This is a genomic window from Diaphorobacter sp. C33 (assembly GCF_030503915.1).
Taxonomy (GTDB): domain Bacteria; phylum Pseudomonadota; class Gammaproteobacteria; order Burkholderiales; family Burkholderiaceae_C; genus Diaphorobacter; species Diaphorobacter nitroreducens.
On the sequence record NZ_CP129980.1, the window covers coordinates 254,883 to 280,501 of the forward strand.

At 68.9% G+C, this 25,619-nt stretch carries 18 protein-coding genes; 8 read left to right on the forward strand and 10 right to left on the reverse strand.

The window, feature by feature from the left end; translation table 11 throughout:
* Nucleotides 1-90: 90 nt before the first annotated feature.
* The 4 genes from QY917_RS01305 to QY917_RS01320 all read left to right on the forward strand — a co-directional run bounded on the left by QY917_RS01305 (nt 91) and on the right by QY917_RS01320 (nt 7,634).
* Nucleotides 91-1,350 carry an efflux RND transporter periplasmic adaptor subunit gene (locus QY917_RS01305; RefSeq protein WP_287744640.1) on the forward strand — a complete coding sequence of 420 codons (1,260 nt, stop codon included), beginning with the start codon at nt 91-93 and terminating at the stop codon, nt 1,348-1,350.
* Nucleotides 1,351-1,378: 28 nt separating this feature from the next.
* A complete protein-coding gene (locus QY917_RS01310; RefSeq protein WP_123675137.1) occupies nt 1,379-4,612 on the forward strand; it encodes an efflux RND transporter permease subunit in 3,234 nt (1,077 codons plus the stop codon).
* Between the two features lie 14 nt (nt 4,613-4,626).
* On the forward strand, nt 4,627-6,063 hold the full coding sequence (locus QY917_RS01315; protein WP_123675138.1) for an efflux transporter outer membrane subunit: 1,437 nt from the start codon (nt 4,627-4,629) through the stop codon (nt 6,061-6,063).
* Nucleotides 6,064-6,197: 134 nt separating this feature from the next.
* Entirely contained in the window at nt 6,198-7,634 is a 1,437-nt protein-coding gene (locus QY917_RS01320) for an NAD-dependent succinate-semialdehyde dehydrogenase (protein WP_015912673.1), read from the forward strand.
* Nucleotides 7,635-7,688: 54 nt separating this feature from the next.
* Here the strand turns inward: QY917_RS01320 and QY917_RS01325 are convergent, their stop codons facing one another.
* The 9 genes from QY917_RS01325 to QY917_RS01365 form a co-directional block, all read right to left on the reverse strand.
* Nucleotides 7,689-9,842 (reverse strand): TonB-dependent siderophore receptor, encoded by a 2,154-nt coding sequence (locus tag QY917_RS01325; RefSeq protein ID WP_123675139.1) that lies wholly within the window; start codon nt 9,840-9,842, stop codon nt 7,689-7,691.
* 74 nt (nt 9,843-9,916) lie between these two features.
* Entirely contained in the window at nt 9,917-12,064 is a 2,148-nt protein-coding gene (locus tag QY917_RS01330) for a TonB-dependent siderophore receptor (RefSeq protein ID WP_123675140.1), read from the reverse strand.
* 32 nt (nt 12,065-12,096) lie between these two features.
* Nucleotides 12,097-12,813 (reverse strand): DUF4198 domain-containing protein, encoded by a 717-nt coding sequence (locus tag QY917_RS01335; protein WP_123675141.1) that lies wholly within the window; start codon nt 12,811-12,813, stop codon nt 12,097-12,099.
* Between the two features lie 265 nt (nt 12,814-13,078).
* Nucleotides 13,079-13,432 carry a DUF3325 domain-containing protein gene (locus QY917_RS01340; RefSeq protein ID WP_123675142.1) on the reverse strand — a complete coding sequence of 118 codons (354 nt, stop codon included), beginning with the start codon at nt 13,430-13,432 and terminating at the stop codon, nt 13,079-13,081.
* Between the two features lies 1 nt (nt 13,433).
* The gene (locus QY917_RS01345; protein WP_123675143.1) at nt 13,434-15,116 is read right to left on the reverse strand and encodes a PepSY domain-containing protein; all 1,683 of its coding nucleotides are present in this window, start codon (nt 15,114-15,116) and stop codon (nt 13,434-13,436) included.
* The gene (locus QY917_RS01350) at nt 15,113-15,421 is read right to left on the reverse strand and encodes a DUF3649 domain-containing protein (protein ID WP_123675144.1); all 309 of its coding nucleotides are present in this window, start codon (nt 15,419-15,421) and stop codon (nt 15,113-15,115) included. The genes QY917_RS01345 and QY917_RS01350 overlap by 4 nt, the downstream gene beginning before the upstream one ends.
* 323 nt (nt 15,422-15,744) lie before the next feature.
* On the reverse strand, nt 15,745-16,644 hold the full coding sequence (locus QY917_RS01355) for a sulfurtransferase (protein WP_088887439.1): 900 nt from the start codon (nt 16,642-16,644) through the stop codon (nt 15,745-15,747).
* Between the two features lie 60 nt (nt 16,645-16,704).
* A complete protein-coding gene (locus tag QY917_RS01360) occupies nt 16,705-17,616 on the reverse strand; it encodes a DMT family transporter (protein ID WP_015912681.1) in 912 nt (303 codons plus the stop codon).
* A 97-nt stretch (nt 17,617-17,713) separates the two neighbouring features.
* Complete coding sequence (locus tag QY917_RS01365) at nt 17,714-18,853, reverse strand: aromatic ring-hydroxylating dioxygenase subunit alpha (protein ID WP_015912682.1); 1,140 nt, start codon at nt 18,851-18,853, stop codon at nt 17,714-17,716.
* Nucleotides 18,854-19,159: 306 nt separating this feature from the next.
* On the opposite strand from QY917_RS01365, the gene xseB reads away from it, so the two are divergent.
* The 4 genes from xseB to QY917_RS01385 all read left to right on the forward strand — a co-directional run bounded on the left by xseB (nt 19,160) and on the right by QY917_RS01385 (nt 23,657).
* Complete coding sequence (xseB, locus tag QY917_RS01370; RefSeq protein ID WP_015912683.1) at nt 19,160-19,405, forward strand: exodeoxyribonuclease VII small subunit; 246 nt, start codon at nt 19,160-19,162, stop codon at nt 19,403-19,405.
* A gap of 8 nt (nt 19,406-19,413) precedes the next feature.
* A complete protein-coding gene (locus tag QY917_RS01375) occupies nt 19,414-20,310 on the forward strand; it encodes a polyprenyl synthetase family protein (protein ID WP_252102258.1) in 897 nt (298 codons plus the stop codon).
* A 103-nt stretch (nt 20,311-20,413) separates the two neighbouring features.
* Nucleotides 20,414-22,303, forward strand: coding sequence for a 1-deoxy-D-xylulose-5-phosphate synthase (dxs, locus tag QY917_RS01380; protein WP_123675146.1), 1,890 nt, complete (start codon nt 20,414-20,416; stop codon nt 22,301-22,303).
* Nucleotides 22,304-22,574: 271 nt separating this feature from the next.
* Nucleotides 22,575-23,657, forward strand: coding sequence for a TRAP transporter substrate-binding protein (locus QY917_RS01385; protein WP_011804476.1), 1,083 nt, complete (start codon nt 22,575-22,577; stop codon nt 23,655-23,657).
* Between the two features lie 138 nt (nt 23,658-23,795).
* On the opposite strand, the gene QY917_RS01390 is transcribed toward QY917_RS01385, so the two are convergent.
* Entirely contained in the window at nt 23,796-25,616 is a 1,821-nt protein-coding gene (locus QY917_RS01390; protein WP_123675147.1) for a TRAP transporter large permease subunit, read from the reverse strand.
* Between the last annotated feature and the right edge of the window lie 3 nt (nt 25,617-25,619).

The window sequence follows — 25,619 nt, forward strand, 5'->3', positions numbered from 1 at the left end:
GCGTGCCGGAGGAGAAAGCCTTGCCTGAATCTGCCGCCGCGCACTGCGAGCGGCCTGTCGTTGATTGCCGAAAGGCCTGGAGGAATCACCATGAATTCACCATTTTTCTCGTCGTCCCGTCGCCGCTGGTGGACTGCCGCCGGCGTGTCCCTTGCCGTGGCCGTAGCCGGGGGAACCGTGCTGGGCCTGCAAAGTTCGCATGCCGAGGCGCCCGCCACCGGAACGGCCCCGCAGGCCATGCCGGTCTCTGTGGCGGCCGTGCTGCAGCAGGACATTGCGCTGTGGGACGAGTTCTCCGGCCGGCTGGAAGCCGTGCAGCGCGTGGACATTCGCCCCCGTGTGGCGGGCGCCGTGCAGGCGGTGCATTTCCGCGAGGGCGCACTGGTGAAGCAGGGCGACCTGCTCTTCACCGTGGACCCTGCGCCCTACGCGGCCGAGGTGGACCGGGCGGAGGCCCAGGTCGTCGCCGCGCAGGCCCGCGTGTCCTACACCCGCAGCGAGATGGAGCGCGCCACGCGCCTGTGGGAAGAGCGCGCCATTGCCCAGCGCGAGCACGACGAGCGTGCCAACGCGCAGCGCGAGGCCGAGGCCAACCTGCGCGCGGCCCAGGCGGCGCTGCAGACCGCGCGGCTGAACTTGGGCTACACGCAGGTGCGCGCGCCCGTCGCGGGGCGGGTGGGTCGCATCGAGGTCACGGTGGGGAACCTGGTGGCGGCGGGGGCCGGCGCGCCGGTGCTCACCACGCTGGTCTCGGTGAGCCCGATCTATGCGAGCTTCGACACTGACGAGCAGGTGGTTGCGCGTGCGCTGGAAGACCTGCGCACCAGCACGCGCTCCAGTGGCAACGCACGTGCCGCGGTGGACCGCATACCGGTGCAGATGGGCACGGGCACCACGGGTGGCACGCCGCACGTGGGGCACCTGCAACTCATCGACAACCAGGTGGACGCCCGCAGCGGCACGGTGCGCGTGCGCGCGGTGTTCGACAACGCCGACGGCACGCTCATGCCGGGCCAGTTCGCACGCATCCGCATGGGCCAGGCGCACCGCTCCTCGGCCGTGCTCATCAACGAGCGCGCCGTGGGCACGGACCAGAACAAGAAGTTCGTGATGGTGGTGGGCGAGGGCGACAAGGCCGAATACCGCGAAGTGCACCTGGGGGTGCACGTGGATGGGCTGCGCGTCGTCACCTCGGGCCTCAAGGCTGGCGAGCGCATTGTCGTGAATGGCCTGCAGCGCGTGCGCCCCGGCGTGCAGGTGGCGCCGCAGGAGGTGCCCATGGCCGCCAAGGCCGAACTGGACGGCAACGGCGCGCAGGCGCGCGCCACGCCCAAGCAGCCCGCTGCCTGAGGGGGCGGCGCAACGAAGGACCTTCACCATGAACCTGTCCCGCTTCTTCATCGACCGCCCGATCTTCGCGGGCGTACTGTCGGTGCTCATCTTTCTTGCCGGGCTGATCGCGCTGCGCGCGCTGCCGATCTCGGAATACCCCGAGGTCGCGCCGCCCTCCGTGGTGGTGCGCGCCACCTACCCTGGCGCCAACCCCAAGGTGATCGCCGAGACCGTGGCCATGCCGCTGGAGGAATCCATCAACGGCGTGGAGGGCATGCTCTACATGGGCAGCCAGGCCACGACCGACGGCGTGATGACGCTCACCGTGACCTTTGCCCTGGGCACCGACCCGGACAAGGCGCAGCAACTGGTGCAGAACCGCGTCTCGCAGGCCGAGCCGCGGCTGCCGGAGGAGGTGCGCCGCTTGGGGCTGACCACGGTCAAGAGCGCACCCGACCTGACGATGGTCGTGCACATGGTCTCGCCCAATGGCCGCTACGACATCGACTATCTGCGCAACTACGCCGTGCTCAATGTGAAGGACCGCCTCGCGCGCATCCAGGGCGTGGGGCAGGTGCAGATCTTTGGCGGCGGCGACTACTCCATGCGCGTGTGGCTCGACCCGCAGAAGGTCGCGCAGCGCGGCCTCTCGGCCAGTGATGTGGTGGCCGCCATCCGCGGTCAGAACGTGCAGGCCGCGGCCGGCGTGGTGGGCGCATCGCCGGGCCTGCCGGGCGTGGACCTGCAGCTGTCCATCAACGCGCAGGGGCGTCTCACGACCGAGGAAGAGTTCGGCGACATCATCGTCAAGACCGGCGAGGATGGCGCGGTGACCCGTCTGCGCGACGTGGCCCGGCTGGAGCTGGGCGCGGCCGACTACGCGCTGCGCTCGCTGCTCAACAACGACCCGGCCGTGGGCATGGGCGTGTTCCAGGCGCCGGGGTCCAACGCGCTGGACATTTCCACCAACGTGCGCGCCACCATGGCAGAGCTGCAAAAGAACATGCCCGAGGGCGTGGAGTTCCGCATTGCCTACGACCCCACGCAGTTCGTGCGGGCGTCGATCAAATCCGTCATCCAGACGCTGCTGGAAGCCGTGGCGCTGGTGGTGATCGTGGTGATCCTGTTCTTGCAGACCTGGCGCGCCTCCATCATTCCGCTGCTGGCCGTGCCGGTGTCGGTAGTGGGGACGTTCGCCGTGCTGCACCTGCTGGGCTTCTCGATCAACGCCTTGAGCCTGTTCGGACTGGTGCTGGCCATCGGCATCGTGGTGGACGACGCCATCGTGGTGGTGGAGAACGTGGAGCGAAACATCGAGGCGGGCCTGACGCCGCGCGAGGCCACCTACCGCGCCATGCGCGAAGTGAGCGGGCCCATCATCGCCATCGCGCTGGTGCTGGTGGCGGTGTTCGTGCCGCTGGCGTTCATCAGCGGCCTGACCGGGCAGTTCTACCGCCAGTTCGCGGTGACCATCGCCATCTCCACGGTGATCTCGGCGATCAATTCGCTCACCCTGTCGCCAGCGTTGAGCGCGCTGCTGCTCAAGGGCCACCACGAGCCCAAGGATGCGCTCACGCGCGGCATGGACCGTGCGTTCGGCGGTTTCTTCCGCCGCTTCAACCACGTGTTCCACCGGGGCTCGCAGGCCTACAGCGGCGGCGTGCGCCGCGTGGTGGGGCGCAAGGCGCTGATGCTGGCCATTTACCTGGCCCTGGTGGGCGTCACCTGGGGCCTGTTCAAGGCCGTACCGGGCGGCTTTGTGCCGGCGCAGGACAAACAGTACCTGATCGGCTTTGCGCAGCTGCCCGACGGCGCCACGCTGGACCGTACCGACGACGTGATTCGCCGCATGGGCGAAATCATGAAGAAGAACCCCAACGTGGAAGACGCCATCGCGTTTCCGGGCCTGTCGATCAACGGCTTCACCAACAGCTCCAACGCGGGCATCGTGTTCGCCACGCTCAAGCCCTTCGCCGAGCGCACGCGCGCCGACCAGAGCGGTGGGGCGGTGGCCGGGCAGCTGAACCAGGCATTCGGCGGCATCCAGGATGCGTTCATCGCCATGTTCCCGCCGCCGCCGGTGGCGGGGCTGGGCACCACGGGCGGGTTCAAGCTGCAGATCGAGGACCGTGCGTCGCTGGGCTACGAGGCCATGGACGCGGCCGTGAAAGCCTTCATGGCCAAGGCATACCAGACGCCCGAGCTGACGGGCCTGTTCACGAGCTGGCAGGTCAACGTGCCGCAGCTCTATGCCGCCATCGATCGCACCAAGGCACGCCAGCTGGGCGTGCCGGTCACGGACATCTTCGATACGCTGCAGATCTACCTGGGCAGCCTGTATGCCAATGACTTCAACCAGTTCGGCCGCACCTACAGCGTGCGCGTGCAGGCCGACGCGGCCTTCCGTGCCCGCGCGGAAGACGTGGCGCTGCTGAAGGTACGCTCCACGACGGGCGAGATGGTGCCGCTGTCGGCGCTGATGAGGATCGAGCCCAGCTTCGGCCCCGAGCGTGCCATGCGCTACAACGGCTTCCTGTCGGCCGACGTGAACGGCGGTCCGGCGCCCGGCTACTCGTCGGGCCAGGCGCGGGCGGCGGTGGAGCGCATCGCCGCCGAGACGCTGCCCCAGGGCATCTCCTTCGAATGGACCGAGCTGACCTACCAGGAGATCCTGGCCGGCAACTCCGCGGTGCTGGTGTTCCCCATCGCCATCCTGCTGGTGTTCCTGGTGCTGGCCGCGCAGTACGAGAGCCTCACGCTGCCGATCGCCATCATCCTGATCGTGCCCATGGGCCTGTTGGCCGCCATGACGGGCGTTTGGCTCAGCGGCGGGGACAACAACGTGTTCACGCAGATCGGGCTCATCGTGCTGGTAGGACTGTCGGCCAAGAACGCCATCCTGATCGTGGAGTTTGCGCGCGAGCTGGAGTTTTCCGGCCGCACGCCGGTGCAGGCCGCCATTGAGGCCAGCCGCCTGCGGCTGCGGCCCATCCTGATGACCTCGCTGGCCTTCGTGATGGGGGTGTTGCCCCTGGTGCTGTCCACCGGTGCGGGTTCCGAGATGCGCAGCGCGATGGGCGTGGCGGTGTTCGCCGGAATGATCGGGGTGACGGCCTTCGGCCTCTTCCTCACCCCCGTGTTCTACGTGGCGCTGCGCCGCATGGCCGGTAACCGCCCGCTGCAGCAGCACGGCAGCCATACCGCGCCATTGATCGAAGAGACTGGTGTTGGTGCCGCGGCGCGTCCCCTGCCGGCCGCGCCGCGCGGGCAGCACGAATGAAAAAGGAATTCCCCATGACGATGCTTTCCCTTGCTTTCCCCGCGCGGCTGGCGCCGCTGGCCGCGGCCTTGGTGCTGGCCGGCTGCATGGGCGCGCCGCTGGCGCCGCCGCCGGAACACGCGGGCGTTGCCGTGCCCGCCGCCTTCAGCGCAGCGGCGACGGAGGGTGCCCCGGCCTGGACGACCGCGGCGCCCGCGGAGGCACAGCCCCGCGGTGCCTGGTGGCTGGGTTTTCAGGATCCGGTGCTGAGCGATCTGGTCGAACGCGCTGGTCAGGCCAATACCAGCGTGCAGGAGGCTGCGGCCCGGCTGGCCGAGGCGCGCGCGCTGCTGCGCTCGGCAGATGCAGAGCGCGCGCCCCAGGTGGGCGCCAACGCCGGCGTCTCACGCCAGGCCGGTGTGACCACCACCAATGGCACGCAGCCTGCCACGCTCGCCACGGCGGGACTGGGCGTGTCCTACGAGCTGGACCTGTTCGGCCGGCTGGCGCGCGCCAGCGATGCGGCGCGGCTGGACGCCCAGGCCCGCGCCGCGCTGCTGCAGAGCACGCGGCTGATGGTGCAGGCCGACGTAGCGCAGACCTATCTGCAACTGCGTGCGCTGCAGGCGGAGCGCGCGCTGGTGGATGAGAGTCTGGAGGCCTACCGCGGCACGCTGTACCTCACGCAGCGCCGCTACCAGGCGGGCGACGTGGCGGAGCTGGACGTGGCGCGCGTGCAGACGGAGGTGGCGGCCACCGAGTCCGAAGCACTGGCGCTGGAGCGCCAGCAGGCACAGCTACGGCATGCATTGGCCGTGCTGGTGGGCGACGTGGCCACGGGCTTCGCGCTGCCACCGGCGGCGGTCGAGGCCGCGCTGCCGGTGATTCCGCCCGGCGTGCCCAGCACGGTCCTGGCGCGCAGGCCCGATGTGTCTGCGGCCCAGGCCGCGGTGCTGGCGGCGCAGGCACGCGTGGGCGTGGCGCAGGCGGCGTGGTTTCCCGCGCTGGCACTCACGGGCAGTGCGGGCTTTGCATCGCCCGAGCTGGGCGATCTGTTCAAGTGGTCGGCGCGTTCCTGGGGCATTGGCATGCTGCTGTCGCTGCCGCTCTTCGATGGCGGCCAGCGCGCCGCCCAGGAGGAGGGTGCGCGCGCCCGGCTGGAAGGGGCGCTCGCCGCCCACCGCGGCCAGGTGCTCACGGCCTTTCGCGAGGTGGAAGACCAGCTCAGCGCGCTGCGCCTGCTGGCCGACCAGGCGCAGGCGCAGGACCGCGCCGTGCAGTCCGCCGCGCGCGCTACGCAGCTGTCCGATTCGCGCTACCGCAACGGTCTGGTGAGCCAATTGGAGTTGCTGGATGCGCGCCGCAGCGAGCTGCGCAACCGCCGCCAGGCGCTGCAGGTGCGCACAGCGCAGTACGTGGCCACGGTGGGGTTGGTGCGCGCGCTGGGCGGAGGTTGGGATACCACCAGCTGAGCGCGTGGGGATTCGCGCCCACGCGACTGCGCCGCGGGGCGTTGCACTCTATAGTGACCGGTTGCGGCCGGCGCGGGTCTTGCCCCTGCGCCTGGCGCCCGTTTTTTCTTGACATGACACCAGGAGCCCACTGCATGACCTATCCCGACACGCGCCTTTTCATCGCCGGCCAATGGCAGGACGCCGAGAGCGGCAAGACCATCGCCGTGCACAACCCGGCCACGGGCCAGGAAATCGGGCGGGTGGCGCATGCGGGCATTGCCGACCTGGACCGCGCGCTGGCGGCTGCGCAAAAAGGCTTCGAGGCGTGGCGCGACACGCCCGCCATCGAGCGCGCCAAGACCATGCGCCGGGCGGCGGCGCTGATGCGCGAGCGCGCCGACGCCATTGCCGCCATCCTCACGCAGGAGCAGGGCAAGCCGCGGGCCGAGGCGCGTGTCGAGGCCATGGCCGCTGCCGACATCATCGAGTGGTTTGCCGATGAGGGCATGCGCGTGTACGGCCGCATCGTGCCGTCGCGCAACCTCGCCGTGCGCCAGATGGTGGTGAAGGACCCGGTGGGGGTGGTGGCCGCGTTCACGCCCTGGAACTTCCCCATCAACCAGGTGGTGCGCAAACTGGGCGCGGCGCTGGCCGCGGGCTGCGCGGTGCTGGTCAAGGCGCCCGAGGAGACACCCGCCAGCCCGGCCGAGTTGATCCGTGCGTTTGCCGATGCCGGCGTGCCCGCCGGTGCGGTGGGCCTGGTGTACGGCAACCCGGCCGAGATCTCCAACTACCTGATCCCGCACCCCATCGTGCGCAAAGTCACGTTCACCGGCTCCACCCCCGTGGGCAAGCAACTGGCGGGGCTGGCGGGCCAGCACATGAAGCGTGTGACCATGGAGTTGGGCGGCCACGCGCCGGTGATCGTCTGCGAGGACGCGGACATCGAGCTGGCGGTCAAGGCCTCGGGCGGCGCCAAGTTCCGCAACGCGGGGCAGGTCTGCATCTCGCCCACGCGCTTTTTGGTGCACGAGAGCGTGCGCGCCGACTTCGTGGCCGCGCTCACGCGCCATGCCCAGGGCCTGAAGGTGGGCGACGGCCTGGCCGAGGGCACGCAGATGGGCCCGCTGGCCAACCCGCGCCGCGTGGCGGCCATGGCCGACCTGCTGGGCGATGCCGTGCAGCAGGGCGCCACGGTGCGCACGGGTGGCGAGCGGCTGGGCGAGGTGGGCAACTTCTTTGCGCCCACGGTGCTCGACAACGTACCCACCCATGCACGCATCTTCAACGAGGAACCCTTCGGACCCGTCGCGGCCGTGCAGGGTTTCACGCAGCTCGAAGCGGCCATCGCCGAGGCCAACCGCCTCGCCTACGGCCTGGCGGGCTACGCGTTCACGCGCTCGCTCAAGAATGCCCACCTGCTGAGCCAGCGCGTCGAGGTGGGCATGCTGTGGATCAACCAACCCGCGACGCCCTCGGCCGAGCTGCCGTTTGGCGGCATCAAGGATTCGGGCTACGGTTCCGAGGGCGGCCCCGAGGCGCTGGAGGCGTGCCTGAACACGCGCGCGATCTCCATCACCCACGTCTGACGCCGCCCTTCAGCACCACCAGCCCCGGCCTGCCGGGGCTTTTTTACACCGCGCTCAGAAGCGGTAGGTGCCCGTCAGCAGCACGTTGCGGCGCTCGCCGTAGAAGCAGTCGCCGCGCGCCAGGCACTGGGTGATGTTGACCTTGTCCGTCAGGTTGTTGATGTTCAGTGCCAGACGCCAATCGCCCGCGTCGTAGGCCACCATGGCATCGGCCAGCAGCACCGACGGGGTATCGATGGCCGGTGTGCCGGTCCACTGCGATCCGGTGTAGCGCACGCCGGCGCCCACCGTCCAGCCGCCGCGGCCCTGGGCCGCGAAGCGGTGCATGAGCCAGCTGGACGCCGTATGCCGCGGCACGCCCGCCACGCGCTGGCCTTGGTCGCCCGCGTTGCTGCGGCTGATGGTGGCGTCGGCATAGGCATAGCCCAGCGTCCAGTCCCAATGGCGCGCCAGGCTGGCGGTCATCTCGGCTTCGAGACCCTTGATGGTGACTTCGCCGATCTGCAGGCTGTTGAGCGGGTTGCTCGGGTCGGTGGTCTTGCGGTTCTTCTCGCGCAGGTGGTAGAGCGCCGCAAAGGCCGAGATGCCGCGCCCTTCGGGCATCCATTTCACGCCGGCTTCCCACTGCTGGCCGCGCTGGGGTTTGTAGGCCGTGCCGTACACGTTGACGCCGCCCAGCGGTTGGAACGACTCTGAATAGCCCACATACGGTGCCCAGCCCCCGCCTGCCTGGTAGGTCAGGCCCAGGCGCTTGGTCCAGGCCTTGTCGTCCACCGCCGCGGCGGGGCGGCCTTCGGTGTCGGTCTTGGCGCGGTCATGGCGCAGGCCCAGCGTGGCGGTCCACGCACCCCAGCGCATCTGGTCCTGCAGGTACAGGCCCAGCTGGCGCTGCGTCACGTCGGGCAGGGCCGTCAGGGCGGCGTTGCTGGGCGGGGTGAAGTTGCCGTACACCGGTGCATACACGTCGATGGCGGGCGCCACGGCGCGCCAACTGGACTGGCTGGTGTGGTTGCGCTGACCGTCCACGCCGACCAGCAGCGTGTGCTCTACCGCGCCCGCGCGCAGGTGGCCTTCCAGCTGTGTGTCGATGAGCAGCAGGCGGCTGGCGTTGCGTTGCCAGGCGGCGTCCCGCAGCACGGTGCGACCATTGGCGTCGAACACCGGACGCGCGGGTCGGCCGCTGGCGGCATTGGCAGCGAAGCTGGTGTAGAGCGTGCGGTAGTCCACGTCGCTCACCGTGCGGCGCAGGTTCTGGCGCAGCGTCCAGTCGCCGTTCAGGCGGTGGCTGAAGAGGTAGCCCCAGGAGGCGTTCTCGGTGTCGTAGGCGTCCCAGCCCGGCTCGCTGATGAAGGTGTTGGTGGGAATACGCCCGTAGGCACTCGGCAGCCGCGTGCCCTGCCAGGGGAAGAAGCCGATCAGCGAGCCGCTTTGGTCCTTCTGGTAGTGCGCCTGCAGCGTGAGCGAGGTGTCCGCGCTCGGCCGCCAGGTGAGCGATGGCGCGAACACCACGCGGTCATCGTCCACGTGGTCCACCTGCGTGCCGCTGTCGCGGCCTACGGCCACCAGGCGGTAGAGCCACTGGCCCTCGGCATCCAACGGGCCGGTCAGGTCGGCGGCGATCTGCTTGCGCGCATGGCTGCCTATCTGCACCTGCACCTCGCGCTGGCGCTCGGCCAGCGGACGCTTGGACGTGAGGTTGAGCACGCCGCCCACGCTGCCCTGGCCGTAGAGCACCGAAGAGGGGCCGCGCAGGAATTCCACGCGCTCCAGCGTGTAGGGCTCTGCCTTGACATTGTTGTACGTGCCATAGGTGCGCAGCAGGCCGTCCAGGTACTGCGTCACATCGCCGCCGCGCGCCTTGAAGCTGTCCACGCGGCTGTCGAAGTAGCTCGACACGATGCCCGCGCTGTAGCGCGTGGTCTCGCGCAGCGTCTGTACTCCCTGGGCTTCCATCTGGTCGCGCGTGACCACGCTGATGGCCTGGGGTGTCTCGATGAGCGGCGTGTCGGTCTTGGTGGCCGACAGCGCGCGGCGGGCCACGAAGCCCCGTACCGGCCCGGTGGCGCTTTGCTGCGCCGGGTCGGCGCTGATGGTGACCGCGGGCAGGGCGGCTTCGGTGGTCTGGGCATGCGCGGCGGCGCCGCACAGCAGCGCCATGGCGGCCTGTGCGGCGGCAGTGCGCGTGGCGGGGAAAGTGCGAAAGATCATGGTGCTATGAATAGTGAAGCTGGTTGCGCAGGATGGACGGACGCTGCAGCGTGTTTTGATAGAAATTGAGGTGCTCAGAACGTGTAGTCCAGCGTGACGTAGAGCGAGCGCGGCTCGCCCGGTGTGACGGCCGCAAAGCCCGCGGCCGTGGTGGATGCGTCCACGTAGTAGCGCCGGTTGGCGGCGTTCTTCAGGTTGGCTTGCAGTCGCACGCCGCCGCCGAACTGGTAGCCCAGCGCGAGGTCCACCACGGTGTAGCCGGGCAGGCGCCACCGGTTGTCGTTGGCGGTGAACTTGTCGCCCTGGTGGACCAGCCCGCCGCCGACCCACAGGCCGGGCGCCCCGGGCAGGCGGTACTGGGTCCACAGCGAGGCGGTGCGCCGCGGGGCGAGCGCGACGCGGTGGCCCACGTTGGCGCCGGGCACGGTGTCGGCCAGCACCTTGGGGTCGAGGAAGGTGGCCTGCGCGGTGACGCTCCAGCCCGGGGTGATGCGGCCTTGGGCCTCCACTTCCAGCCCCTTGATGCGCTGGCGGCCCGTCAGCACCGAGTAGCCGGGGTGCTCGGGGTCGTTGGCCGGTGCGTTGGTCAGTTCCAGCGCGAAGGCCGATACGGTGGTGAGCAGGCGCTGGCCCAGCCATTCCTGCTTCCAGCCCACCTCCAGCTGCTTGCCCTCGGAGGGTGGTGCCGCGCGGTCGCCCCACAGCAGCGTGCCCGAGTTCGCCTGGAACGAGCGCGCATGGCTCACATAGAACATGCTGGCGGGCAGGGGCTGCCAGCTCAGCGCGGCGCTGGGTTGGGTCTTGCTCAGATCCGTGGCGGGCTTGGTGTAAGCGTCCTTGAGCCGGTCGTGGCGCAGACCCAGCAGCAGGCTGAAGTCGCCCAGGGTGAGCCGGTCCTGCACGAACAGGCCCGTGTTGCGCGTGTCCGAGGCCACCGCGGCCCTGCCGCCCGAAGCCGCGGGCGGCACCAGGCCCGTCACGGGCTGGTACAGGTCCACCGCACCCAGGTTGCCCGTGCCACGCGCACCGTACACGCCCTCGATGGCACGCCAATCCAGCCCGGCGAGCAGCGTGTGGCGCACGGGACCCGTCCGCACTTGTGCGCGCAGTTCGGCCAGCGCGGTGTCCGACGTGTAGTTCTGCCCCGGTGCCAGCCAGTAGCTGCGCGCCACCTGGCCGTCTGTCACCGGGCCGATGGGATAGACCATGTTCACGTTGCGAAAGGTCTCGTTGCGCGACAGGTGCACCCGCCCTTCAAGGCTGTCGGTGAAGCGGTGCTGCAGCTCCGTGGAATAAAAGCGCAGGTGCCCGTCGGTGCGCAGCCAGGGCTCGCCATAGAAGGTGCCCACCGGGAGCACGTCCGCGCTGCGCGGGTTCTGCGGGTCGGGCACCGCCAGCCCCACGGTGGATACGCCTTCCAGGCTTTGGTACTCGGCCTGTGCGCGCCAGCGCGTGTCCGGCGTGAGCTGCCATTCCAGGCTGCCGGCCAGGCCCTGCTTGCGCGGCGTGTTGCCGTCCACGAAGCTGCCGCCGCGGCTCGCGCCGCCGTCCAGCCGGTAGCGCAGCGTGCCGTCGGCATTCAGGGGGCCGGTGAGGTCGAATTCGGCATTGCGCCAGCCGTGGCTGCCCGCGCCGATCTTCACGCTGCGCAGCGGATCGGCCTGGGGCCGCTTGCTCACGTAGTTGACGAGGCCGCCCGGCGCCACCTGGCCGAACTCCAGCGCGGCCGGGCCCTTGATGACCTCGACGCGTTCGATGTTGAACAGCGGTGGATCGAGCAGGTGCACGAACTTGGCACCGTCGCGCAGGTAGTTGTAGGTGTTGTTGGCCCACAACCCGCGGATCGCGAACTGCGAGTACGAGCCTGCGTACTCGCTGCGCGAGGACACGCCGGCCGCGTTGCGCAGCACGTCGCGCTCCGTGGTGGCCAACTGCTGCTCCAGCAGCGCGCTGTCGATCACGCTCACGGCGCGCGGCGTCTCCAGCACTGGCAGGCCCAGGCGCGAGCTGCTTTGCGCGCGGCGCGCGGGCGTGGCGGCGGCGCCCGCCGTGGAGTCGACCACGTCTACCTGGCGCAGGGTGGGGGTGGCGGTTGCCGCTGGCGCGCCCGGCAGGGCCTCGGCGGTCTGCGCGATCGCGCTGCCGCACAGCAGCCACAGCGCGGCCTGCGCGGCCAGGGCCACGGCCGTGCGCCGCGGGCGGGGAACAAGGGGAGGTTTCATGGCGGTAGGGGATGCAAGGGGCGGGACACCGCTCAGCGCGCCTTGGCGGGCAGGGCGGGCAGGGCGGGCGATACGGCGCCGTGCGTCTGCACGAAGCTCAGCGTGGTCACGTAGCTCGCTTCGCCATAGGGCTGGCCCAGGTGCTCGCCGGGGGTCTTGTCGGTGTGCTGGACCTCGGCCACGTACTGGCCCTGCCATGGCAGGGCAAAGCGCACCGTGCCGTCTTCGCCGGTGGTGGCCTCGCGCGACCAGCCGGAGGGTGCCACCAGCGTCACCTTGGCCTTGGGCAGCGGGGCGCCCTGGAACACCACGCGCAGCGTGCCGTCCTGCCCCGTGGGCACGAGGTCCAGGGGCGCGGCGGCGTCCACCGGCTGCGCCAGGCTGGACACCCAGCGCGCCGCGGGGCGCCACAGCAGCGGCGGACGCTGCGTCTTGCTGCGGTCGATGAGCGGGTACGGGGCTTCCGCCCAGAGCGTGTCCGCAGCGCTTTGCGGCGCATAGACGAAGGCCGTGGGCGTGCGGCGGCCTTCGGTCGACCGCGCTCCGGCCTGGCGTAGCACAGGCACTGCGGTGAATTTATCCAACAGGCCCGGCGAGGTCTCGCGCAGGTTATCGGCGTATTCACCGAAGTGCAGGCGCGTCTCGTTCGGTGCCTGCTCCAGCCAGACTTGGTGGGCCTGCGCAGCGCCGCCGGCCAGCAGCAGCGCACCGGCCAGCCGCGCGAGGGGGTGTCGAGGGATGAGGGACATGGGCGTGTTCTCCTGTGAATGGATGGATGTATGCGCGGAATGGCGTTTGCTATTGAATGAATAGCTGCCAGCGATTTACGGATAAGCGCTGTGGCAGGTTTTTTATGTGAAATACAGGCAGGCGCATGAAGGCTCTCGCAAGGGCGCCCCGGGGCGCCTTGTGGACAACGCTGGCTGCCTGCGCCAGCCGGGCGGCTGGCGTGGGTGGCTCTGAAAGAAGTGCGTGTGCGTCGGCACACCGGCCCGCGATGCGGGCCATGCGGGCTCAGCCCGGCCCGGCGCCGGCGAAGCCCGTGGCCGCGGCCCCTACGAACAGCGCGGCCAGCAAGGCCGCCACGCCGGCGGTGGGCAGCCAGCGTGGCCGCCAGGTGGCCAGCGCCGTGGCGGCCAGCGCTGCCAGCGAGAGGGCTACGCCCCACCACACCAGGCCCATGGGCACGGTCGGGGCCGGCCGTCCCACGGCATGGGCCAGGGCCGCTGCCAGCAGTACCCAGCCCGCGCCGCGCAGGCGCTGCAGCGTGGGGGCGGTGGCGGATCGGCGCAGCGCGTCCTCGTGGTGCCGATCCATGCCCAGGGCCATGGCGCACCAGCCGGCCAGGCACAACAACAGCTCCGTCATCTCAGGCTCCCGCGCGGTGGCCGCGCGCGGCCGTTAGGTGTGCCGGCACGGCCGCTGGGGGCCTTGCGCTGGCGGGCGCTCGCAGCGGCCGCAGCCGGTAGGCCAGCGCCAGCAGCAACGCGCCGGTGGCGAGGAATGCCAGGTCCATGCTCGCCAAAACCCAGTCGCGGGCTGGCAGGCTGACGACCAGGTGCGCGTGCGTGGTGGCTGCGTTCAGCAGCGGCAGCAGCGCCCAGAGCGCCCCGGCCAGTGCCAGCAGGGCGCACCAGCCGCGCCGGCCCGGCGAGACGGCCGCGAGCAGCAGCGCTAGCGCCCATGCGCTGAAGAAACAGGCCAGCTCTGCATCGGCCCGCGCCGCCCAGTGCAGCGGCAGCAGCCGGTTGGCAGCGAGGTAGACCGCCAAAGCCAGCGGCAGGCCGGCCAGCGCCGCCAGGTTGAGGGTGGACACCAGCCGCTCGCCGAAGGGCAGGCGCTGGGGCTGCCCGGCATGGGGACGCCGTGCCTGCGCTTGGCGTTTGACAGTCCACAGCACCAGGCCAGTGGCGATCATCAGGCTGCCCAGCACGCCGAAGCCGAACAGGGCCCAGCGCAGGCCGGGACCTGCGAACCGTGCAAGGTGCAGGCCGTAGAGCACGCCATAGGTCTGCCGTGCCGCGCCGGCGGGGGCGGCTTCGTGCAGCAACTGGCCACTGGCGCCATCGAACCACAGGCGTTCGGGACCGTACTGCAGGCGGTCGCCGTCATGGCGCGTGACCTCCAGGCGCACATCGCCGCCGGGGTCGCGCTGCGCGCGCAGGCGCTGCACGCGCCCTCCCTGCCAGTGGGCCTGGGCCTGCTGCATGGCAGCGGCCACGGCCAGCGGTGGCAGGGGCGCGGGCGGACTGGCCTGGACGGTGCCTGCGCTGCGCGGGGCGTCTCCCTGCAGTTCTGCGAAGTAGCTGGCCGTGTCGGTGCCGCGCGCGCCGGGATACACGGCGGCAATGCCCGCCGGCAGGTACAGCGAGTGAAAGATCATGAGTCCGCTGAAGGTGATCACCAGGTAGAACGGCAGCGCCAGCACGCCGCTGACGTTGTGCGCATCCAGCCATGCACGCTGGCCGCCCTTGGCGGGGCGAAAGGTGAAGAAGTCCTTGAAGATGCGCCGGTGCGTGACCACGCCGGTGAGCAGCGCCACGAACATCAGCAGCGTGGCCACGCCCACGATCCAGCGCCCTTGCAGCACCCAGCGGCCCTGGTGCGCAGTGCGCAACTCGAAATGGAAGCGGTAGAAGAAGTCTCCCCCCGCTGTGGCCCGTGGTGTGAGGATGTCGCCGGTGGCGGGGTGCACCAGCAGGGTCTGGAAGCGCTCGCGCGGCCCCGCGTGCCACAGCAGCGACACCTCGGGCTGGCGCTCGTCGGGCAGGCGCATGATCCACTGGGTGGCCTGCGGTGCGTGCTGCCGCAGGGTGGCCAGGGCGCGCTCGGCGACGGCTGCCGCGTCATCTGCCTTGGCGGGCGGCAAGGCCTGGAGTTCGGGGCGCATCCAGTGGTTGAACTCGGGCTTGAAATACGACAGCGTGCCCGTCACGAAGATGGCAAACAGCAGCCAGCCCAGCAGCAGCCCTGCCCAGGTGTGCAGCCAGGCCATGGCCTGGCGAAAGCCCTCGCGTGAGGGGGCGCGGGATGCATCGGCGGGCGGGCTCATGCGGCACCCGTCAGCCATTGCGGCACCTGGGCGGCCAGCCCCAGCAGCATCGCAGGGCCCAGCACGCCGCACCAGGCCTGCCAGGCCGTGCGCGCAAAGAAAACCCAGGCGATGGCCAACGCATAGACCAGCCACGCCAGCAAGGTGGCGGCCAGCACGGCGTCCACGCGGGTGCTGCGTTGTGCCAGGGCCAGCGCGGCCGCAGCCGTGAAGGCCGCCGTGAGCGCATAGCCTCCCGCCACCGCGGCCAGTGTGCGCGAGGCCACGGCGAGCCGGTAGCGCCACAACGGTTGCGTGGGCCTCATCGGACTCCCTCCTGTGCCGCGAGGGAGCGGGACGGCCGCACGGCGGCCGAGGCCTCGCCGTTGAACAAGGGCGGGGCAGTGTCGAGGCACGGCGTCAAGGCGGAGCAGGCGCGGATCACGGGTTACTTAAGATATGTCATGAGAACGATTCGCATTTAAGTATAGGTGAGAAATGCCTGCGCACGTGAAGGCCGTCCGCCGTTGCGATGCGTGCGCGCGACAGGTGCCGCTGCGCGGGCACCACAGGCAGGCCCAGGCACGGCGCCGGCCTAGCCGTGCACCGCAAAACGGGCTGTAACGTTGCGAAAGCGTCCGCGTGAGCGTCAGCCGCGCTCAACCGGCCGGCCGGGGTCGCTGCACCATTCGCTCCAGCTGCCGGCAAACAGGGCCGTGGGACCCAGGCCCGCGATTTCCATGGCCAGCAGGTTGGGCAGGGCACTCACGCCGCTGCCGCATTGATGGACGACGGTGGCGGGGTCGCGGCCATCCAGCAGGTTGGTGAACTCGGCACGCAGCTGCTCCGGGCTTTTGAAGTGGCCGTCCGTTCCCAGGTTCAGGCCGAAGGGGCGGTTGAGTGCGCCGGGGATGTGGCCCGCCACGGGATCCAGCGGCTCCACCTCGCCCCGGTAGCGCGGTGTGGCGCGCGCGTCGACCACCGTCTGGCCGGGCTGACCCAGTTGCGCCAGCACCTCCTGCGCGCTCACCAGCCGGCGCAGCGGCGCCTGCAGCCGAAAGTGCGACTGGAAACGCGCCGGCTCGTCGCCGCTGGCCACCGCGCCGCCGGCGGCCTGCCAGGCCTGCAGCCCGCCGTCGAGCACGGCCACGGCATCATGTCCCGCCCACTTGAGCATCCACCACAGGCGGCCGCAGTAGTTGGCGCCGTTGCGGTCGTACACCACGGCCTGCATGTCATTGGCAAAGCCGATGTCCGAGAGCCAGGTCGCAAATCGCTCGCGGTTGGGCAGCGGGTGGCGCCCGCCCGATGCGGGCTCGTCCGCCGCCGAGGCCACGACCGTGCCGCCCGCGCCGGGGGCGCCATGGCGGGCGCTCAGGTGCTTGTCCAGGTCGGCGTGGAAGGCGCCGGGGATGTGTGCCTCGCGGTATTGGCTGGCGCCCAGGGTGGGTTGGGTGAGGTCGAAGCTGCAGTCGAACACCATCAGCGGCTGGCCGCTGTGCAGGAGGGACTGCAGTTCAGGAACGGAGATCAGCGTGGTGTAGGGCATGGTCGGGCTCTGTACGTATCGATCAGGCCCCATTGTCGCGGCGTTGGGCGCGCCAGCGCGTCAGTGTTCTTCGGCAGGCGTGTCCGGCGCGGCCCGGGCACGCAGTACGGTGGCCGTGATGCCGCTGCCCACGATGAGCGCCATGCCCGCCCAGCCGATGAGTGGCAACTGGTCGCCGAACAGCGCCACGCCGTAGATGCTGGCGAAAACGATGCCCGAGTACTGCAGGTTGGCCACCACCAGCGTGCCGCGGGCGGTGAGGGCGCGCGAGTAGGCACGTGTCATGCACAACTGCCCGCCCGCGGCCAGCAGGCCCAGCGGCAGCAGCCACAGCGCGGGCCACCCGGGCCAGTCGGACATGCCCGTGACCAGCATGGCCGCGCCGCCGGCTACGGCCGAGCCCACGGCGAAATAGAACACGGTGCGCGTCTCGGGCTCGCCCAGGCGCGACAGCGCCACCACCTGCATGTAGGCGAACGCGGCGGTCAGGCCCGAGCACAGGCCCACCAGGCCCGCGAAGGCCTGGTTGTCGTCGATGCTGGGGCGCAGCATCATGACCACGCCCGCGAACCCGACCAGCACGGTCAGCACCAAGGTCACTTGCAACGGCGGGCGCGGCTGCGCGCTGGAGGGGCGCCAGGCGAGCAACGCGCCGCCGATCAGGAAGGCGGCGATCCACACGCTGCTCATGTAGTTGAGCGTCATCGCCGTGGGCAGGGGCAGGTAGGCGATCGCGTAGAACCAAGCGCCTAGCGATGTCACGCCAATCAGGCTGCGCCAGGCGTGCATGCCGGGGTAGCGTGTGGCCAGCGCCACCTTTTGCGAGCGTGCCAGCGCCCAGAGGATGGCCATGCCGATGAAGCCGCGGTAGCAGACCAGCTCGGCCGCGTTGAAGTAGGCCGAGGCCATCTTCACGCAGACCCCCATGCTTGCGAACAGGAACGCCGCCAACACCATCCAGAGCGCTTGCATGGAAAACCTATGGGTATGAATAAAAATAGCTGCCAGCGCTTGTGTATCAAGCGCTGGCAGCTATTGTAATGGTAGCGTGGGGCGGCGGTGTGGGGCCTTAGCCGCGGGACACGGCGGCACCCATGCGACCGCGGTACCACTCGTGGAAGTGCTGCATGCCGTCCTCCATGGGGCTCTGGTAGGGGCCGACCTCGTTGTCGCCGCGTTCCATCAGGGCCTTGCGGCCCGCGTCCATGCGCTCGGCGATCTCGTCATCCTCGATGCAGGTTTCCATGTAGGCCGCACGCTGCGCCTCGACGAACTCGCGCTCGAAGGCGACGATTTCCTCGGGGTAGTAGAACTCCACCATGTTCAGCGTCTTGTCCACACCGATCGGGTGCAGCGTGCTGACGGTGAGCACGTGCGGATACCACTCCACCATGATGTGCGGGTAGTAGGTCAGCCAGATCGCGCCGCGCTCGGGCATCTTGCCTTCGCGGTACTTCAGCAGCACCTCGTGCCACTTCTTGTACACGTCGGAGCCCGGCTTGCCGAACGTGGAAGCCACCCCCACGGTTTGCACGGAGTATTCCTTCTGGAACTCCCACTTCAGGTCGTCACAGGTGACGAAGTTGCCCAGGCCCGGATGGAACGGACCCACGTGGTAGTCCTCCAGGTAGACCTCGATGAAGGTCTTCCAGTTGTAGTTGCACTCGTGCAGTTCCACATGGTCGAGCGCATAGCCCTCGAACGACAGCTCACGCTGCGTGCCCATGCCGGCCAGGTCGGCGGCGATGTCGCGACCGTTGTCCTCGAACAGCAGGCCGTTCCATTCGCGCAGCTTGTAGTTGTTGAGATTCAGGCAGGGGTCGTGCGCGAAATGCGGCGCGCCCAACAGCTCGCCGCTGGTGGAATACGTCCAGCGGTGAATCGGGCAGACGATGTTGCCGCCCGCATGGCCCTTGCCTTGGGCCTGCAGGTTGCCGCGGCCCTTGAGCATCACTGCCTGGCGGTGCCGGCAGACGTTGGAGATCAGCTCCACCTGCCCCTGGGCATTGCGCACGAGGGCGCGGCCCTCCTTTTCCTGGGGCAGCGCGAAGTAGTCGCCCACCTCGGGGACGGCGAGTTGGTGCCCCACGTAGCGGGGCCCTCGCTGGAAGATCGTCTCCAGTTCGCGCTGCAGCAGCGCTTCGTCGAAATAGCTGGAAACTGGTAGTTGGCTTGCGGCCTGCTGCAGTTGAAGACTTAAATCAGACATGGGTGACCTGACCTAAAGACTCCCCACAGGGAGGGTGCGCGTGCGCACGGGGCTATAGAAAAAACGAAACCGGCCCAGGGAAGTACTCCATAGCCGGTTCGTAGTGAAGGAATGGGATTATAGGTGGTGGGGTTATTTCCGCGGCGGGTGTACGTGTATTGCGCGCGCCTAGCAAGCCGCGTGCGGCGTCCGGGGCGGCGATCTCCCGCCGGCCGCGGGGGCATCCCCGCGGCCTTCGCCGGGCAGGCGCGGGGCCCTGCGCCTAAAATTGGCCGTTTTCACTTGCGCCCTTGGCGCTCCGTCTCCATGGCCAAGGCCCCCGCCGCCCCTTCATCCACCCAGCCCGATCCCGTCAGCTACGAAGCCGCACTGGAAGAGCTTGAGCAGCTCGTGGGCCGCATCGAGTCAGGCCAGCTGCCGCTGGACCAGATGCTGGCGGGCTACCAGCGGGGCGCGGTGCTGCTGAACTTCTGCCGCGCGCGCCTGGACGCGGTACAGGACCAGATCAAGGTGCTGGACGAAGGCACGCTGCAGCCATGGACGCAGGAGTGACGCCCGCCATGTCCGCCGTACCTGTGTTCGATTTCGATGGCTGGATGCGCGCGCAGCTTGCGCGGGTCGAGGACGCCCTGTCCCACTGGGTGTGCCCCGATGCGCCCGCAGGCCTGGGCGAGGCCATGCGCTATGCCGTGCTGGATGGCGGCAAGCGCCTGCGCCCGCTGCTGGTGCTGGCCGCTTGCGAGGCCGTCGGCGGAAACGCGCAGGCCGCCCTGCGCGCCGCCTGCGCGGTGGAGCTGATCCACGCCTATTCGCTGGTGCATGACGACATGCCCTGCATGGACAACGATGTGATGCGCCGCGGCAAGCCCACGGTGCATGTGCGCTTTGGCGAAGCGCGTGCACTGCTGGCGGGCGACGCACTGCAGGCGCTGGCGTTTGAGCTGCTCACACCCGAGGAGGGGGTACCGCCGGCCATGCAGGCGCGGCTGTGCCGTGAGTTGGCCCGCGCCGCAGGTGCCGACGGCATGGCCGGCGGGCAGGCCATCGACTTGGCCAGCGTGGGCCTGCAGCTGTCTGAAGACCAGTTGCGTCAGATGCACCGCCTGAAGACGGGTGCGCTGCTGCAGGCCAGCGTGGTGATGGGCGCGGTCTGCGGCCAGACCCCGGAGGGCACGCTGCGCGCGCTGAGCGACTACGGCGCAGCCATGGGCCTGGCCTTCCAGGTGGTGGACGACGTGCTGGACGTGACGCAGGACTCCGCCACACTGGGCAAGACCGCCGGCAAGGACGCCGCGAGCGACAAGCCGACCTATGTCTCGCTGATGGGGCTGGAGGCCGCGCGCGCGCATGCCGAAGCCCTGCGCGCGCAGGCACTGGCGGCGTTGGCCGCCAGCGGCCTGACCGACACGCGGGCGTTGGCGGCGTTGGCCGACATGGTGGTGCGCCGTTCGCATTGATGATGGACAAGGCTGCGCATGGCGGGGCTGGTGTCTTTTTATGAATCAAATTGGCCTCTAGCGCTTGTTCATCAAGCGCTAGCAGCTACTAAAAACATAGCATATGTCCACGACGAACTATCCGCTGCTTGAGCGCGTGAACGATCCCGCCGACCTGCGCCGGCTGCCCCGTGCCGAGCTCAAGGCACTGGCTACGGAGCTGCGCGCCTTCGTGCTGGAGAGCGTGTCCAAGACCGGCGGGCATCTGTCGTCCAACCTGGGCACGGTGGAGTTGACCGTGGCGCTGCACGCCGTGTTCGACACGCCGCGCGACCGGCTGGTGTGGGACGTGGGCCACCAGACCTACCCGCACAAAATCCTGACCGGGCGGCGCGACCGCATGCCCTCGCTGCGCCAGCTGGGCGGCCTGTCGGGCTTTCCGCAGCGCGCCGAGAGCGAATACGACACCTTTGGCACCGCGCACTCGTCCACCAGCATTTCCGCGGCGCTGGGCATGGCGCTGGCGGCCAAGCAGCGCGGCGACGAACGCCGCTGTGTAGCCATCATCGGCGACGGCGCCATGACCGCCGGCATGGCCTTCGAGGCGCTGAATAACGCCGGCGTGGCCGACGCCAACCTGCTGGTCATCCTGAACGACAACGACATGAGCATCAGCCCGCCCGTGGGTGCACTGAACCGCTACCTGGCGCAGCTCATGAGCGGACAGTTCTACGCCAAGGCACGCGACGTGGGCAAGAGCGTGCTCAAGAACGCGCCGCCGCTGCTGGAGCTGGCCAAGCGCCTGGAGCAGCAGGCCAAGGGCATGGTGGTGCCGGCCACGCTGTTCGAGAAGTTCGGCTTCAACTACATCGGCCCCATTGACGGGCACGACCTGGACTCGCTGATTCCTACGCTGGAAAACATCCGCGGTCTCAAGGGCCCGCAGTTCCTGCACGTAGTCACCAAGAAGGGCCAGGGCTACAAGCTGGCCGAGGCCGACCCGGTGGCCTACCACGGCCCGGGCAAGTTCGACCCGCGTGTGGGCCTGGTGAAACCGGCCACGCCGCCCAAGCAGACCTTCACGCAGGTCTTTGGCCAGTGGCTGTGCGACATGGCCGAGAAGGACGAGCGCCTGGTGGGCATCACGCCCGCCATGCGCGAGGGGTCGGGCATGGTGGAGTTCCACCAGCGCTTTCCCGAGCGCTACTACGACGTGGGCATCGCCGAGCAGCACGCCGTGACCTTTGCCGCCGGTATGGCGTGCGAGGGGGTGAAGCCGGTGGTGGCGATCTACTCGACCTTCCTGCAGCGCGCCTATGACCAGCTCATCCACGACGTGGCGCTGCAGAACCTGCCCGTGGTGTTTGCCCTGGACCGTGCGGGCCTGGTGGGTGCGGACGGCGCCACGCACGCCGGCGCGTATGACATCGCCTTCGTGCGCTGCATTCCCAACATGAGCATGGCCTGCCCGGCCGACGAGCGCGAATGCCGCCAACTGCTCACCACCGCCTACGAGCAAGACCACCCTGTGGCCGTGCGTTACCCGCGCGGCGCGGGCGTGGGCGTGGCGCCGCTGCCCGATCTGGAGGGGCTGCCCTTCGGCAAGGGCGAGGTGCGCCGCAAGGGCCGGCGCATTGCGATCCTGGCTTTCGGCACGCTGCTGTACCCGGCGCTGCAGGCGGCAGAAGCGCTGGACGCCACGGTGGTCAACATGCGCTGGGCCAAGCCACTGGATACGCAGCTGCTGCTTCAGGTGGCAGCGGAGCACGATGCGCTGGTCACCGTCGAGGAGGGCTGCATCATGGGCGGCGCCGGCAGTGCCGTGGCCGAGGCGCTGGCCGCCGCAGGCGTGCAGCGCCCCTTGCTGCAACTGGGCCTGCCCGACGCGTTCATCGAGCATGGCGACCCGGCCAAGCTGCTGGCCCTGCAGGGGCTGGACGCCGCTGGCATGCAGCGCTCCATCACCGAGCGCTTCGGCGCATTGCCGGGCGAGCAGGCGCTGGCAGCGGCCTGACGCGCTTTCCCTTCCTTTCACAATGCAGTCATCCTGCGGCAGCGTGCCGCTGGGATGCGTCGCGGCGCCTGTGCAGCCCATCGCGGAGGCCTGCGCTGCTCCTTGCCCGGCCGAGTAATACGCGCCATTCGCGGATTTTTCAGGGGAAACCCGCAACGGGGCCGGCAACCCACGTTTTTACAATTTACCTCCGCTCATCGGCGGGATTCAGCGGCGCGTACACTCAACCGCGTTACTGTTTGTTTGCTTCATCATTTCGGAGAATTTGTCCATGGATCGTCGCTCAATCATCAAGCAGGCCGGTTTGGCTGGCGTACTCGCAGCCGGGGTTGCACCCGCAGTGCATGCCCAGGCCGCCGTTCGCTGGCGCCTTGCCTCCAGCTTCCCCAAGTCGCTGGACACGATCTTTGGCAGTGCAGAAAAATTGTCCCAGGCCGTCAAGGCGATGTCGGGCGGCAAGTTCGAGATCTCCGTGCACCCCGCCGGCGAGCTGATGCCCGCGTTTGGCGTGGTGGATGCGCTGCAGGGCGACACCATCGATATGGCCCAGACGGCCGCCTACTACTTCACCGGCAAGGACCCCGTGTTCGCCTTCAGCTGCGCCGTGCCCTTCGGCCTGACCACGCTGCAGATGGCAGCCTGGAAGGACCACGGCAACGGCCGCAAGTACCTGGATGCCTTCTTCGAGAAATACAACTTCAAGACCGCCAGCGCCGGCAACACCACCACCCAGATGGGCGGCTGGTACCGCAAGGAAATCAAGACCGTCGCTGACCTCAAGGGCCTGAAGATGCGCCTGGGCGGCGGCGTGTTCGGCGAGGCCATGGCCAAGCTGGGCGTGGTGGCGCAGAACATGCCCGCCGGTGACGTGTACCAGGCGCTCGAGAAGGGCACGCTGGACGCCGTGGAGTTCGTTGGCCCGTACGACGATGAAAAGCTGGGCTTCAACAAGGTGGCGCCGTACTACTACTATCCCGGCTGGTGGGAAGGCTCCGCTGACCTGGAGTTCTTCATCAACATCAAGAAGTACAACGCCCTGTCGCCCGAGCACAAGGCGATCCTGGACGCAGCCACCCGCGTGGCCGCTGCCGACATGACCGCCAAGTACCAGGTGTTCAATCCGCGCGCCATCAAGAACCTGGTGGCTAACAAGACGCAGCTTAAGGCGTTCCCCAAGGCGATCATGGACGCCGGCTTCAAGGCGTCGATGGAAGTGTTTGCCGAGCACGAGGCCAAGTCGCCCGAGTTCAAGAAGATCCACCAGGACATGCGCGCCTTCCAGCGCGACCAGATCCTGTGGAACCGCTTCTCGGAGTTCCCGTTCAACCAGTACATGAACAGTGTGAAGATCTGATCGCGTGGCGGGCTGCTGCCCTTGCGGCGGCGGCTTGCGACCAATCCAACGAGGCCGCAGTTCCCTGCGGCTTTTTTGTTGCCCGCGCAAACTAAAAAAGCCCCGGCGTACCGGGGCTTTTAGTGGGGGTGAGACGGCTTACTTGCTGCCCGAGCCCATGGCGTCCTGCAGCGCCTTGGCTGGGTCGTCCGAGCCGTAGCCGCCGTCGGCAGGGGGTGCCAACTCGTCCGTCGGTGCCGGTGCCTGCTCGGCGTCTGGAGCGGGCTGCGATGCGAACGGGTCGTTGCCTGGCGCACCGTAGCTCTCCGCATCCTGGAGCGCATCCATCATTTGCGCGCCTACCGCTTCCATGTTCACTTCCACCTTTTTGTCCAGGCTGCCCGTCACCAGGGACGGGAAGGTGATGAGCAGGCTCACCATGATCAGCTGGATCAGGACGAAGGGAATGGCGCCCTTGTAGATCTGCATGGTGGTCACGGGCTGGATGGCCTTGTGCGTCACCCGGTCGATGTAGGGCTTGTCCGGGGCCACCGAGCGCAGGAAGAACAGCGCGAAGCCGAAAGGCGGGTGCATGAACGAGGTCTGCATGTTCATCGCCAGCAGCACGCCGAACCAGATCAGATCGATGCCCATCTTGTCGGCGACGGGTCCCAGCAGGGGCACCACGATGAAGGACAGCTCGAAGTAGTCCAGGAAGAACGCCAGAAAGAAGATCATGAGGTTCACCACGATCAGGAAGCCCACCTGTCCGCCGGGCAGGCTGGCCAGCAGGTGCTCCACCCACTTCGGGCCGTCGGCCGCCTGGAACACCAGGCTGAACGTGGTGGCGCCGATCATGATGAACATCACGAAGCTGGCCAGGCGCGTAGTGGCGCCCAGCGCCTGCTTGAGCAGGGGCATGTCCAGGCGCCGGCGCGCGAAGCCCATGACCAGCGCCGCCATGGCACCCATGGCGCCGCCTTCGGTCGGTGTGGCAATGCCCAGGAAGATGGTGCCCAGCACCAGGAAGATCAGCAGCAGTGGCGGAATCAGCACGAAGGTCACGCGCTCGGCCAGGCGAGAGAGCATGCCCAGCTTGAGCACGCGGTTGATGCTCGCGATGACGAACGCGATGAAGGTGCCGCCGCACATGGCGGTGACGACCTTCTCATCGGTCGGCACGTCCAGCACTTCGGTGCCTGTCCACCACGTATGCACGTCGGCCATGTGAGCGGCCAGGAAGATCGATGCTGCCGTGGAGATGCCCATCACGACGGCCAGCGAGGCATAGCCGGAGCTGCCATTGTCTTCACGGTAGATGCGCGCCTCGGGTGGCAGGGCGGGTACGGACTGGGGCTTGAAGATGGCCAGGATGACCACCCACAGCACGTAGAGGCCGACGAGGATGAAGGCGGGCACGAATGCGCCCTTGTACATCTCGCCCACGCTGCGGCCGAGCTGGTCGGCCATCAGGATCAGCACCAGTGATGGGGGAATGATCTGGGCCAGGGTGCCGGATGCGGCAATCACACCGCTGGCGAGCCGCCGGTCGTAGCCGTAGCGCAGCATGATGGGCAGCGAGATCAGGCCCATGGAGATCACCGAGGCCGCCACCACACCGGTGGTGGCCGCCAGCAGCGCGCCCACGAAAACCACCGCCAGCGCCAGGCCGCCGCGCAAAGGGCCGAACACCTGGCCCACCGTGTCGAGCAGGTCCTCCGCCATACCACTGCGCTCCATGATCAGGCCCATGAGCGTGAAGAAGGGCACCGCCAGCAGCGTGTCGTTGGCCATGATGCCGATCAGGCGCTGCGGCAGCCAGGCCATCACGGACGAAGGAAAGACCCCCAGCTCGATCCCCAGGAAGCCGAACAGCAGGCCGCAGGCGCCCAGGCTGAACGCCACGGGGAAGCCCAGCAGCAGGAAGATGATCAGGCCCCCGAACATGACGGGGGCGTAATTGCTTGTGATGAATTCCATGAA